Annotated in this window: 13 protein-coding genes; 8 read left to right on the top strand and 5 right to left on the bottom strand. The window is 33.0% G+C overall.

What is annotated here, in order from left to right:
* Nucleotides 1-19 precede the first annotated feature (19 nt).
* Nucleotides 20-1,783 (top strand): ABC transporter ATP-binding protein, encoded by a 1,764-nt coding sequence (locus IEV77_RS14255; protein ID WP_188465968.1) that lies wholly within the window; start codon nucleotides 20-22, stop codon nucleotides 1,781-1,783.
* Between the two features lie 19 nt (nucleotides 1,784-1,802).
* On the opposite strand, the gene cdaA is transcribed toward IEV77_RS14255, so the two are convergent.
* The 3 genes from cdaA to folP are packed head-to-tail and all read right to left on the bottom strand — an operon-like array spanning nucleotide 1,803 to nucleotide 4,128.
* A complete protein-coding gene (gene cdaA, locus IEV77_RS14250; RefSeq protein ID WP_188465966.1) occupies nucleotides 1,803-2,588 on the bottom strand; it encodes a diadenylate cyclase CdaA in 786 nt (261 codons plus the stop codon).
* 47 nt (nucleotides 2,589-2,635) lie between these two features.
* The gene (locus IEV77_RS14245) at nucleotides 2,636-3,301 is read right to left on the bottom strand and encodes a hypothetical protein (RefSeq protein WP_188465964.1); all 666 of its coding nucleotides are present in this window, start codon (nucleotides 3,299-3,301) and stop codon (nucleotides 2,636-2,638) included.
* Nucleotides 3,302-3,303: 2 nt separating this feature from the next.
* Nucleotides 3,304-4,128, bottom strand: a complete 825-nt coding sequence (folP, locus tag IEV77_RS14240; RefSeq protein ID WP_188465962.1) for a dihydropteroate synthase — start codon at nucleotides 4,126-4,128, stop codon at nucleotides 3,304-3,306.
* A 162-nt stretch (nucleotides 4,129-4,290) separates the two neighbouring features.
* On the opposite strand from folP, the gene IEV77_RS14235 reads away from it, so the two are divergent.
* The 7 genes from IEV77_RS14235 (at nucleotide 4,291) to IEV77_RS14205 (ending at nucleotide 11,260) form a co-directional block, all read left to right on the top strand.
* Nucleotides 4,291-4,830: a DUF1599 domain-containing protein gene (locus tag IEV77_RS14235; protein ID WP_188465961.1), complete on the top strand. Its 540-nt coding sequence runs from the start codon at nucleotides 4,291-4,293 to the stop codon at nucleotides 4,828-4,830.
* Between the two features lie 121 nt (nucleotides 4,831-4,951).
* Complete coding sequence (locus tag IEV77_RS14230; protein ID WP_188465959.1) at nucleotides 4,952-6,262, top strand: BT_3928 family protein; 1,311 nt, start codon at nucleotides 4,952-4,954, stop codon at nucleotides 6,260-6,262.
* A gap of 4 nt (nucleotides 6,263-6,266) precedes the next feature.
* Complete coding sequence (locus IEV77_RS14225) at nucleotides 6,267-7,343, top strand: ABC transporter permease (protein WP_188466258.1); 1,077 nt, start codon at nucleotides 6,267-6,269, stop codon at nucleotides 7,341-7,343.
* Between the two features lie 88 nt (nucleotides 7,344-7,431).
* Nucleotides 7,432-8,181 carry a triose-phosphate isomerase gene (tpiA, locus tag IEV77_RS14220; protein WP_188465957.1) on the top strand — a complete coding sequence of 250 codons (750 nt, stop codon included), beginning with the start codon at nucleotides 7,432-7,434 and terminating at the stop codon, nucleotides 8,179-8,181.
* Nucleotides 8,182-8,190: 9 nt separating this feature from the next.
* Nucleotides 8,191-9,027, top strand: coding sequence for a 50S ribosomal protein L11 methyltransferase (prmA, locus tag IEV77_RS14215; protein ID WP_188465955.1), 837 nt, complete (start codon nucleotides 8,191-8,193; stop codon nucleotides 9,025-9,027).
* Between the two features lie 89 nt (nucleotides 9,028-9,116).
* On the top strand, nucleotides 9,117-9,392 hold the full coding sequence (locus IEV77_RS14210) for an ATP-dependent Clp protease adaptor ClpS (RefSeq protein ID WP_188465953.1): 276 nt from the start codon (nucleotides 9,117-9,119) through the stop codon (nucleotides 9,390-9,392).
* A gap of 278 nt (nucleotides 9,393-9,670) precedes the next feature.
* Nucleotides 9,671-11,260 carry an FMN-binding glutamate synthase family protein gene (locus IEV77_RS14205; RefSeq protein ID WP_188465951.1) on the top strand — a complete coding sequence of 530 codons (1,590 nt, stop codon included), beginning with the start codon at nucleotides 9,671-9,673 and terminating at the stop codon, nucleotides 11,258-11,260.
* Between the two features lie 170 nt (nucleotides 11,261-11,430).
* On the opposite strand, the gene IEV77_RS14200 is transcribed toward IEV77_RS14205, so the two are convergent.
* Together IEV77_RS14200 and IEV77_RS14195 are read right to left on the bottom strand one after the other, a co-directional pair.
* Nucleotides 11,431-11,844 (bottom strand): DUF6691 family protein, encoded by a 414-nt coding sequence (locus IEV77_RS14200; RefSeq protein ID WP_188465949.1) that lies wholly within the window; start codon nucleotides 11,842-11,844, stop codon nucleotides 11,431-11,433.
* 13 nt (nucleotides 11,845-11,857) lie between these two features.
* Nucleotides 11,858-12,415 carry a YeeE/YedE family protein gene (locus IEV77_RS14195; RefSeq protein ID WP_188465947.1) on the bottom strand — a complete coding sequence of 186 codons (558 nt, stop codon included), beginning with the start codon at nucleotides 12,413-12,415 and terminating at the stop codon, nucleotides 11,858-11,860.
* Between the last annotated feature and the right edge of the window lie 141 nt (nucleotides 12,416-12,556).

Below are 12,556 nucleotides of genomic sequence, written 5' to 3'. Positions count from 1 at the left end.
AAGATTTTTTTAAAATTATATGAGTAAAGTGGATTCCATATTGGAGATAGATTTGTTTAAAAAGCTTTTAAAGTTTATTAGACCTTATAAACATGTTTTTGTAGGAGTGCTAATTGCGGTTTTTTTACTGGCTATTTTTGGAGCTTTAAGACCTTACATACTTCAGCAAGCCATTGACCATAATATTACTAATAAAAAAATTGAAGGATTTTTTCCATATATTTTAATTATGGCTGGCCTTTTAATGGCCGAAGTTATTTGTCAGCTCTTATTTATTTATTACTCAGGTTTTCTTGGGCAAAGTGTTGTAAAAGATATCCGTGTGAAACTCTTCGATCACATGATTCGTTTTAGAATGAAATACTTCGATAACTCATCTGTAGGAATTTTAATTACTAGAGCCGTTACAGACATGGAGCGTATTGCAGATGTTTTTGGGGAAGGCTTTTTTATGATATTTAGAGATTTACTAACCATGTTGGTCGTTTCTATTGTGATGCTTTATATGAATTGGGAATTAAGCTTCATAGTATTTTTAATGCTTCCTTTGGTTTTATATGCCACTAGAATTTTTCAAAAGTATATGAAACGTGCTTTTGAAGAAGTTAGAACCGAAGTTTCTAATTTAAATTCCTTTGTTCAAGAACGGATTACTGGAATGAAGATCCTTCAGTTATTTACAAGAGAAGATACAGAATACAAAAAGTTTCAAGAAATAAACGAACGTCATAAAAAAGGCTGGTTGAAAACGGTTTGGTACAATTCCATTTTCTTCCCAATTGCCGAATTATCTTCTTCCATAACCATCGGTATTATTGCTTGGTATGGCGGTTTAAATACGGTTATAGATCATACAGCTTCGCTTGGAGATTTAACGGCTTTTATCATGATGATTCCGATGTTGTTTAGACCATTGCGTCAAATTGCCGATAAGTTTAACACGCTTCAAATGGGAATGGTTGCTGCTAGAAGAGTTTTTAAAGTACTTGAAACTACCTCGCAAATTGATGATCGTGGAACTTTAGAAGTGTCTCATTTTAAAGGGCATATTGTTTTTAAAGATGTGCATTTTAGTTATGTTGAAGATGAAGAAGTTTTAAAAGGAATTTCTTTAGAAGTGAACGTAGGAGAAACGGTTGCTATTGTTGGAGCAACTGGAGCAGGAAAATCGACAATTATTAATTTACTGAATCGTTTTTACGATATTCAAAAAGGGACTATTTGTATCGATGACATTAATATAAAAGACATCAAATTAGCTTCTTTAAGAAAACCAATAGCCATTGTATTGCAAGATGTGTTTTTATTTGCCGATACCATTTTAAGTAATATTACATTGAATAACCCAGATATAACCTTTGAGCATGTCGAACAAGCCGCAAAAGATATTGGTATTCACGATTTTATCATGAGCTTACCAAACGGGTATGACTATAATGTGAAAGAACGAGGCGCTATGTTGTCTTCCGGACAACGTCAATTAATTTCATTTTTAAGAGCCTATGTTACTAACCCAAGTATCTTGGTTTTGGATGAAGCAACATCTTCTGTAGATTCGTATTCAGAGCAACTTATTCAAAATGCCACCTATAAAATAACTAAGGAAAGAACCTCCATTATTATTGCACATAGACTGGCAACTATTAAAAAAGCCGATAAGATTATTGTAATGGATGCTGGAAAAATAGTTGAAGTAGGAACTCACGAGGAGCTCCTTAAAATTGAAGCTGGTTACTATAGAAATTTATACGAAGTTCAGTTTTTAAAGGAGGAAGTTGCTTAGTTTTTGCAAATCATCATCTTTAAACTATATCGTTTTTAATAAGTTGGATAAGTTCTTTAGTGTCTTTAAACATAATAAATTCACCATCTTTAAATAAAGATATTTGACCGGTTTCTTCACTTACAGCAAGAGCCAAAGCATCAGTTTTTTCAGTAATTCCAACAGCAGCGCGATGTCTTAATCCAAAACGTTGTGGTAAGTTGTTGTCACTGCTAACAGGAAGAATAACTCTAGTTGCTTTCACAATATTATCGACTACAATAATGGCTCCATCGTGCAACGGACTATTTTTGAAAAAGATACTTTCAATAATGGGTTGAGTCACTTTTATATTCATCTCATCTCCTGTATTTAATAGGAAATCTAAATTATTGTTACATTCAAAAACAATTAAAGCGCCCGTTTTAGTCGAAGACATTTTAGTGCAAGCAGCAACTATAGATTCGACATCTGTTAAACTATCTGTTTCTGTTTTTAAGAATTTTAATTTCCCAAAGAATTTTCTTCTCTTACTGAAATTGGTTGAGCCAACCATCAATAAAAATTTTCTAATTTCTTGCTGAAAAACTACAATTAAGGCAATTAAACCAACACTCATAAAACCGCCAAGAATTTTACTTAGCATTTTCATCTGCAAAGCTTCTGTAAGTAAATAGATGAAATAGATTATTACAATCCCTATAAAGATGTTTATGGCAACAGTACCTTTTACAAGTTTATAAACATAATAGAGTAGGGTTGCCACAAGAATGACATCTACAATATCTATAATTGTAAATTTTAAGAGGTCGTCAAAGATTTCCAAGCGCAAGGAGTTTTGGTAAATTTAACAAAATATCCTTAGAACTCAACTTAATAAAAAATGAACTCGTCATTGGCAATAAGTACCTGTTTGTTATTTAATTGATTTAAAAGAGATTTGAAAGTGATGTAATTCTGAAAAGTTAAGTTTTTATTGAAAAATAACTGGATGGTTTCTAAGGCTACATTTTTTGAAGTGATTGTTTTTAGATCTTCTAATAATGTAGCTTTTGAAGTTTTGATAGTCTCGTTATCTGGTAATTTTAATTCAATATCGGAATCCGAATTAAAAAGAACAACTAATGTATTTGGTTCTAAAGTAAAATCCTCTGATTGTTTTTCTTTGTAATAAACATCCGTAAATTCAATAAAACCTAAGTTTTTTATGGATGAATTGTTACAGGTATAATAATTTTTTGCAGCGGCATTTTTATGTACTTCTGCATTTCTTTTTTTGTCTTGCAGATATATTATTTTTGGAATGGCCTGTTTTAAGGTTAAACGTTTGTCTACGTTTACCAGCCAGTTGGTGGTTCCAATTATTGATTTTCTATTAAGTTCTATGCTGTCCTTTTTCGTTTCATCATAAAAGAGATAAGCCGCGGAGACATCCAAAATTTCTGAAACCTCAGAATGAGTTATCTCAGGAAGTTGAACAATTTTTTCATTACCACAAGACATGATTAAAAGGAGTAATGCTATTTGGAAATATTTCATTTTTAAGATTTTAATTGTTCTAATAATCGAATACATTCCACAGCTTCTTTGACATCGTGTACCCGTAAAATAGAAGCTCCTTTTTGTAATGCTATAGTATTTAACACGGTCGTTCCATTTAAAGCTTCTTGAGCCGTGTTTTCTAAGGTTTTATAAATCATTGATTTTCTGGAAACTCCAATTAAAACTGGTTTTTCAAGTAATTTAAAAAGTTCTAACTGCTTTAGAATTTCGAAATTCTGTTCTCTAGTTTTTGAAAATCCAAAACCAGGATCTACAATCACATCCATAATACCAAGAGCTTTTGCTTTTGCTATTCTTTCAGAAAAATAGAAGAGCATCTCTTTTATAATATTCTTGTAATTGGTTTCCTGTTGCATGGTTTGAGGCGTTCCTTTCATGTGCATCATAATATATGGCACTTGCAATTTGGCAACAGTTTCAAGCATTTTTTCATCTAAAAGTCCGGCAGAAATATCGTTAATTAAAGAGGCTCCTGCTTCGATTCCTTGTTTAGCGACCTGACTTCTAAAAGTGTCAATAGACAAAAGTGCCTCTGGAAATTCTTTCAGAATTAAAGTAACTATGGGTAATAGACGTTTTAATTCTTCTTCCTCAGAAATGTGATTGGCGTCTGGACGAGAGCTGTAAGCGCCAAGATCAATAAACGTTGCTCCAGCTTTGAGCATGATATAAACTTGAGACAAGATTTCGCTCTCATTTTTGAATTTTCCGCCATCGTAAAAAGAATCTGGAGTCAGGTTTAAAATCCCCATGACTTTAGAAGTGGATAAATCTATGAGTTTGCCTTTGCAGTTGATAGTCATATTAAGGTTTCGAGTTCTAAATTCAAATTCAAAAAAGGATAAACAAAATTAACACAATCAGACTAAAACATTGGTGTTTTCGAAGGAAAATAAAAACATTGCACATGGAACTTTGAACTTTAAACTATTTAAGCGAAATTTACGCAAAATTCATTTTAATTCATGCAAGACACTTCAAAACAATACGACTCAGTTATTAAAACATGTAGAGATTTATTCGTTAAAAAAATGTCGGATTATGGAAGTGCTTGGCGCATTTTGCGTTTACCATCTCTAACAGATCAAATTTTTATAAAAGCACAACGTATTCGCGGGTTGCAACAAAATGAAGTTCAAAAAGTAAATGAAGGTCAGGAAAGTGAGTTTATTGGAATTATAAACTACAGTGTCATGGCGTTAATCCAATTAGAGAAAGGCGTTGTAGAACAACCAGATTTATCTGTTGAAGAAGCCACGAAACTTTATGATGATAAAGTAGCCATCACCAAACAGCTTATGATGAATAAAAATCATGATTATGGTGAAGCTTGGAGAGACATGCGCGTGAGTAGTTTAACCGATTTAATCCTTCAAAAGTTATTGCGTGTCAAACAAATTGAAGACAATAAAGGAAAAACTTTGGTGAGTGAAGGAATAGATGCTAATTATCAAGATATGGTAAATTATGCGGTTTTTGCTTTAATTCATCTTAATGATAATTAATTTTTTTGCTACTGATCGTTGTTCACTGAGCGAAGTCGAAGTGAGTTGAAGCAAAAAGAATTGTTTAAATAGTAGTATTATTAAATAGATTCCTGCCTTCGCAGGAATGCAATATAAAATTATGAAATACATAGTAAACATTAGTAGAATTTTAGTTGGCGTTTTATTCATTATCTCAGGATTTGTAAAACTTAATGATCCATTAGGGTTTTCATACAAACTGCAGGAGTATTTTAGTGCAGATGTGTTAAATATTCCGTTTTTGGAACCCTACGCTCTTATGATTTCTGTATTTGTAGTAGTATTTGAAGTCTTACTGGGAATTTTTCTTCTAATTGGGTACAAACCTAAATTTACTGTTTGGAGTCTTTTAGGAATGATTGTATTTTTTACTTTCTTAACATTTTACTCTGCATATTTCGAGAAAGTAAAGGATTGTGGATGTTTTGGGGATGCTATTCCATTAACTCCTTGGGAAAGTTTTACTAAAGATGTTATTTTATTGGTACTTATTTTAATCCTATTTATGGGTGTAAAACACATCAAACCCTTATTTAGTAAGTTTGGATTAGCTGTTGCATCTTTATTGAGTTTTATTGCTTGTTTATCCTTTGGCTACCATGTGTTAATGCACTTACCATCTATTGATTTTAGAGCATACGCTGTAGGGAATAATATTATGGAAGGTATGATTATACCAGATGATGCTCCAAAACCTGTTCAAGAATTTACCTGGACTTTTAAAGTGAATGGTGAAAATCAAGATTTTGTTACAGACGGCAGTTATCCTGAAGTGGACGGCGAATATGTAGGTGTTGAAACAAAAATTATTGATGAAGGTTATGATCCTCCGGTAAAAGATTTCTCTATAGAAACTATGGATGAAGATTTTACGGAATATTATTTAAATGAAGACAACTTGATCATGATAGCGATGTATAATTTAGATACTGCTGAAAAAGATGGGGTTGTAAAACTGAAAGCCTTTACAGATGAAGCAATTGAAAAAGGCTATACAGTTATTGGTCTATCAGCATCTGGTGAAGAAACGAAACAACAGTTCAAAGAGCAAAACAAACTTAATTTTGACTTTTTCCTATGCGATGAGAAAGCAATAAAAACTATTGTTCGTTCTAGTCCAGGAGTTTTAAAGCTGGAAAAAGGAACTATTACTCAAAAAGTCCATTGGAATGATTTAGAGGATATGGATTTACCAGCAGTAGAGCGCAAGCCAGAGCCATTACAGGAAAAGATAGTTGTTGAAGAAGTCATTCTTTATCTTGTGGATGGTACAGCATATGAAAAATCTTATGTAGATCAAATTGACCCAAATACCATAGAGTCAATGAGTGTTATAAAGGATACGACTCTAATGAGAGAAAAAGGGATTGTAGATTATAATTCAATGATTGAAATTACTTTAAAGAAATAATAATCTGATAAACTATCTATTAAATAAAATCTTTTACGCCTTACTTACATTATTTGGAGTAATAACTGTGATATTCTTTTTATTTAATGTTCTTCCTGGAGATCCTGCTCAAATGATGCTTGGTCAAAATGAAGATAGTTCGCAATTAGCTATAGTTAAACATAAATATGGTTTCGATAAACCCATAAGGACACAGTATTTTTATTACTTAAACGATTTGTCGCCAATTTCTTTTCATTCAAAAAATAAAGACGATTACACCTATTTAAGAGACGGAAAATATACAGCTACAAAATTGTTTTCGATTGGAAATACAACCACCGTTTTAAAATTCCCGTATTTAAGAGAATCTTTTACCAAACAGGGAAAAAAAGTAAGTCAGGTGTTGGCTGAAACATTACCAAATACTATTGTTTTGGCTGTAAGTGCTATTTTTATAGCGCTTATAATTGGTTTGGTTTTGGGTGTTGTTTCTGCTTTATATAAAGATACATGGGTAGACAAAGTCATTCAAATAGTAAGTACCATAGGAATGAGTGTGCCTTCATTTTTTAGTGCTATTTTATTTGCTTGGTTGTTTGGTTTTGTGCTTCATAAATACACCAATCTGGAGATGACAGGGAGTTTATACGAATTGGACGATTATGGAGAAGCCATGCACATTCAGTGGGAAAATTTAATTCTTCCTGCTATTGTTCTAGGTATTCGTCCTTTGGCTGTTGTCATTCAGCTTATGCGAAATTCCTTATTAGAAGTTTTTAATCAGGATTATATTAGAACCGCAAGAGCAAAAGGGCTAACCGAATTACAGATTATTAGAAAACACGCCATTAAAAATGCTTTAAATCCAGTAGTTACCGCCATATCTGGTTGGTTCGCTTCTATGTTGGCTGGAGCTGTTTTTGTAGAGTATATTTTTGGATGGAATGGTTTAGGAAAAGAAATTGTAAATGCTTTAAACACTTTAGATTTACCTGTAATTATGGGTTCTGTGTTAATTATTGCGTTACTCTTTATAATAATCAATATTTTTGTAGATATAATTTACGCTTGGTTGGATCCTAAAGTGAAGTTGGAGTAAAGCCAACCAAACCTGCAAGGTTTTTAAAACCTAGCAGGTTTATAAAATCAATTTTAATTAAAAGATACCTGCTTTCGCAGGCAAAGAGATGAGAAAACATATCGTTGCAGGAAACTGGAAAATGAACAATGATTTGGCAATGACTGAATCATTAATTACGGAACTTAAAAATCAATCGCAAACTTCTAATGCTGAAGTGATGATTGCACCAACGTTTACAAATCTTTGGCATGCGTTTGAAGCTTTAAGAAGTTCAAATGTAGAAGTGATAGCACAAAACATGCACTTTGCAGAATCAGGAGCTTACACCGGAGAAATTAGCGCAGAGATGCTTAAAAGTGTTGGAGTGCAAACCGTTATTTTAGGACATAGTGAACGTCGTGCTTATTTCAATGAAACCGATGAGTTACTTGCTAAAAAAGTGGATGCGGCTTTAAAAAGCAACATGAGAGTTATCTTTTGTTTCGGGGAAGAACTTGCTGATAGAAAGGCCGGAAACCACGAAACAATAGTCGGAAACCAAATTAAAAACGGGTTATTTCATTTAGAAGCTGAAGCATTTAAAAACATCGTATTAGCTTACGAACCTGTTTGGGCTATTGGAACAGGTGAAACGGCTAGTCCGGAGCAAGCACAAGAGATGCATGCTTTTATAAGAGAAACACTGGCTAATAAGTATGGTCAAGAAACCGCCAATTCTGTCTCTATCTTATATGGTGGGTCCGTGAAGCCAAATAACGCAAAAGAAATTTTTTCTAAACCCGATGTCGATGGTGGTTTAATTGGTGGAGCAGCACTTAATGCTGAAGATTTTTATACGATTGTAAACGCTTTTTAATTTTTAATTATGTCAAATAATATTTATATAGGTTACGATTTTAAAGTAACTCCTTTACAACCTGGAACCGAAATTTTAATTGCAGAATTAGGTTATGCAGGCTTTGAAAGTTTTGTTGAAACTGATGGTGGTGTTACAGCTTATATTCAAAAAGACGAATGGAATGACACTATTTTAGAGGATATCCAGATTTTAAGTTCAGACGAATTTGAAATAAGCTATTCTTTCAGCGAAATAGAACAAGTGAATTGGAACCAAGAATGGGAAAAGAATTTTAATCCGATTATTGTTGAAAATGAATGTTCCGTTCGTGCACCTTTTCATGAGAAACCAGATACAAAATTCGATATTGTTATTGAGCCAAAAATGAGTTTTGGAACGGGACACCATGAAACCACTCACATGATGATTCATCATATCCTAAAAAACGATTTTGAAGGAAAATCGGTTTTAGATATGGGTTGTGGTACAGGCGTTTTAGCTATTCTTGCTGAAATGAAAGGTGCAAACCCACTTGATGCTATCGATTATGATAATTGGTGCTTTATTAATAGTTTAGAAAATGTAGAACGCAATAACTGTAAGCATATTACAGTTTTAGAAGGTGATGCCGCTTTACTGAAAGACAGAAAATACGATGTTATTATTGCTAACATCAACCGAAATATCTTACTTAACGATATAGAAGCGTACACCAAATGTTTAAATACTAATGGCATGTTGTTTTTAAGTGGATTTTATAAAGACGATATTCCCGTTATTGAAGAAGAATGCAATAAATATCATTTAAACCTCGTTGAAACATTGGAAAGAAACAATTGGGTTGCTTTAAAATTCTTAAATTAATAAATATTTTGTCATTACAACGTGTCACATTGAGCTTCCCTGTATTGAGCGTAGTCGAAATGTAGGTGCGAATTTAATTCATAAGATGTATGAGTACTAAAGAAAAAATACAGGAACAAGGAAGTGTTGACACTTTAGAGCAAAAAAACAATGAAATTGTATTGTATAACGACGAAGTAAACACCTTCGATCATGTTATTAATACACTCGTTTTTGCTTGCGAGCACACTCCAGAACAAGCCGAACAATGTTCGATTATAGTTCACTACAAAGGAAAATGCACTGTCAAAACTGGAGCTTATGACGAGTTGGAGCCTAGGTGTTCTATGTTATTAGATGCCGGTTTAAGTGCGGAAATAATATAAAAATAGTCACTTTAAAAAGATCACAGTTTTAAAATAGTAGCATTATTTCTCCTCTAAATTATATTGAATAATCTTAAACTACAAAAGTCTTAAAAGATAAATATAGTTGCCTAACTTAGCCACGTTTTTTAAGTGGTTTCTTTTATTAAAACCAAAATATTAAATTCAGAGTTCATGAGAACATGAACTTGATTAATCTAATTTTATTTATTAGATTTAGCATAAAGAAATCAATTCATTAAATTGGTTTCTTTTTAACATGATAATCTATTTACTCTATGAAAGTTCGTGAATACTTTGTAATTATTTCTATTGTTTTAACTGCTTCGGTAGCTGTTATAGCACTTTTTTGGACACCCATTTTATGGTTGTATATAATTGTTATCCCTCTTATACTTTTGGGAGTTTTTGATATGGTTCAAAAAAAGCGGAGTATAAGAAGGAACTTTCCGCTACTAGGGCGTATTAGATATATGTTAGAGTCTATTAGACCTGAAATCATGCAATACTTTGTAGAAACTGATACTCAAGGACGTCCTATAAACCGTATTTTAAGGTCGTTAGTATACCAGAGAGCAAAAGGGCAAAATGATACAGAGCCTTTTGGAACTCAGATGGATATTTATCATTCAGGTTATGAATGGATGGAACATTCCATGTATGCAAAAAATAACCCAAAGAATATTGGTGAATTCCCTAGATTATTAATTGGAGGTAAAGATTGTAAGCAACCTTATTCTTCAAGTTTATTGAATATTTCGGCAATGAGTTTTGGGTCTTTAAGTAAAAATGCCATCATGGCATTAAATAAAGGTGCTAAAATGGGAGGTTTCGCTCATAATACTGGAGAAGGTGGGATTAGTAATTACCATTTAGAACATGGTGGAGACCTTATTTGGCAAATTGGAACAGGTTATTTTGGTTGCAGAAAAGATGATGGTACTTTTAATGATGAGACATATAGAGTAAACGCTTTAAGACCTGAAGTAAAGATGATTGAAATAAAATTATCTCAAGGAGCCAAGCCAGGGCATGGGGGAATTTTACCAGCGTCTAAAAACACAGAAGAGATTGCGAAAATTAGACATATAAAACCTTTTGTAGCGGTACATTCGCCTCCCTCACATTCTGCTTTTTCAGATCCTATTGAGTTTATGTATTTTATTAAAAAACTTAGAGATCTTTCTGAAGGGAAACCAGTTGGTTTTAAACTGTGTTTGGGTAGAAAGCAGGAATTTATGGATTTTTGCGAAGCCATGATTTATACTGGAATACAACCTGATTTCATAACCGTTGATGGTGGTGAAGGAGGAACTGGTGCTGCGCCTGTTGAGTTTTCAAATTCTATGGGAATGCCATTGCGTGAAGGACTTATTTTTGTTCACGATACCTTAGTTGGCTTTGGTTTAAGAGATGATATAAAAGTAATTGTAGCTGGGAAAATAATTACAGGTTTCCATATGGCTAGAGCTTTGGCTTTAGGTGCAGACGGATGTAACAGCGCTCGCGCCATGATGCTTTCAATAGGATGTATCCAAGCTTTACAATGTAACACAAATACCTGTCCGGTTGGTGTTGCAACTCAAAATCCTTCATTAATAAAAGGTTTGGTAGTGGATGATAAAGCACCAAGAGCAAATAGATATCATGAAGCCACCATACATAGTTTCTTAGAACTTATAGCCGCTGCAGGACTAAATGGGCCTGAAGAGTTAAATCGTAGTCATATTAGTAAAAGAGTAGGTTTGTATAATGTGCAGACGTATGAAGATATCTATCCATATATGGTTCCAGGATCGTTAATAGATATAGCCAACATTCCTGAAAGTTATAAAAAATTCTTTCAATTAACTAGAATGATGAAGTAAAGTGGGTGAGATTTTCTTGCAATTAGCTATAAAAATAGATTAAACTTTGTACGAAATTCACTTCCTTTCAACTTAGAATTTTAAATAAATTAAAACGTGTAGACCAATAGAGAACCGAGAGGTTTTAAATTGTTCTACACGTTTTTTTATATACTTGAATAATTTAGTATTTAATGTGGAAGCTTATCCTTTAACACACCATAAACATAAGTTCCTAATAGAGCCGCAAGAATTACAATTAGTACAGTAAAAGCACCAGTGCCTACCAAAATATACATAGGTCCTGGACAAGCTCCAGATAAAGCCCAACCTAAACCAAAAATAGACCCGCCAAGTAAGTATCTGGTAAGACCATTTTCCTTTTTAGGAACAGTCATTAAGTGTCCTTCAATATTTTTAAAATGTAATTTTTTTGTTAGAAGCATTAAAACAATCCCGGTTGTTACAGCGCTACCAATAATTCCGTACATATGAAAAGATTGAAATTTGAACATTTCGAAAATGCGATACCAAGAAACAGCTTCAGATTTAACAAGAACAATTCCGAAGAAAATTCCAACTAATAAAAATTTTAAATATTTCATGTTTTTATAAGTTTTAGAAAATTAATGGAAATAGTAAATGAATCATAATCAAACCTCCTATAAAAAAGCCAATAACAGCAATTAATGAAGGTAATTGCAAACTGCTTAAGCCTGTTATAGCATGGCCTGAAGTACAACCTCCAGCATAACGTGTTCCAAAGCCAACAAGAAAACCCCCAACAATTAAAATAGAGATTCCTTTTAAAGTGAATACGGCGTCCCAACTATAAAGTTCGGCAGGTAAAAGTGTTTTTCCCGCATTTTCAAATCCTAGTAGAGAAAGGTCACTGACAGTTTCAGGATTCAGATCAATGTCTATTGGAGCTGAAAGCATAAAATGTGCAATAAAACCACCAATTATGGCACCAACGACAACCATGAGGTTCCATCGTTGTTCCTTCCAATCAAAATCAAAAAAAGCTGTGTTTTTTCCAGCGCCGCCAATAGCACATAAGGTTCTTAGGTTGGAAGACATGCCAAAGGTTTTACCAAAATATATAAGTATAAACATAACAAGAGCTAGGAGTGGTCCAGTAATATACCATGGCCAAGGCTGTAAAATATAATCCATAAATTTTAAATTAATTGCAAATATAGAAAGAGCATTGCATTTAATTTGGAATTTTATGACTCTTTTAAAAGAGGGAAATAAGTGAGAAGTAAACTTGATTTGGCTTGAATAAATAAATTAAAAAAGCATCTACGTTTTTAA

The organism is Xanthomarina arctica, from assembly GCF_014638915.1.
GTDB classification, from domain to species: Bacteria; Bacteroidota; Bacteroidia; order Flavobacteriales; family Flavobacteriaceae; genus Xanthomarina; species Xanthomarina arctica.
This window is presented reverse-complemented; position numbering and strand designations above follow the sequence as displayed.

Bases quoted from the DNA above. Each gene is read 5' to 3' on its own strand.
- IEV77_RS14255 (WP_188465968.1), top strand. From the start codon at position 20: ATGAGTAAAGTGGATTCCATATTGGAGATAGATTTGTTTAAAAAGCTT.
- prmA (WP_188465955.1), top strand. From the start codon at position 8,191: ATGTCAAATAATATTTATATAGGTTACGATTTTAAAGTAACTCCTTTA.
- folP (WP_188465962.1), bottom strand. From the start codon at position 4,128: ATGACTATCAACTGCAAAGGCAAACTCATAGATTTATCCACTTCTAAA.
- IEV77_RS14230 (WP_188465959.1), top strand. From the start codon at position 4,952: ATGAAATACATAGTAAACATTAGTAGAATTTTAGTTGGCGTTTTATTC.
- IEV77_RS14210 (WP_188465953.1), top strand. From the start codon at position 9,117: ATGAGTACTAAAGAAAAAATACAGGAACAAGGAAGTGTTGACACTTTA.
- IEV77_RS14205 (WP_188465951.1), top strand. From the start codon at position 9,671: ATGAAAGTTCGTGAATACTTTGTAATTATTTCTATTGTTTTAACTGCT.
- IEV77_RS14195 (WP_188465947.1), bottom strand. From the start codon at position 12,415: ATGGATTATATTTTACAGCCTTGGCCATGGTATATTACTGGACCACTC.
- IEV77_RS14235 (WP_188465961.1), top strand. From the start codon at position 4,291: ATGCAAGACACTTCAAAACAATACGACTCAGTTATTAAAACATGTAGA.
- IEV77_RS14245 (WP_188465964.1), bottom strand. From the start codon at position 3,301: ATGAAATATTTCCAAATAGCATTACTCCTTTTAATCATGTCTTGTGGT.
- tpiA (WP_188465957.1), top strand. From the start codon at position 7,432: ATGAGAAAACATATCGTTGCAGGAAACTGGAAAATGAACAATGATTTG.
- IEV77_RS14200 (WP_188465949.1), bottom strand. From the start codon at position 11,844: ATGAAATATTTAAAATTTTTATTAGTTGGAATTTTCTTCGGAATTGTT.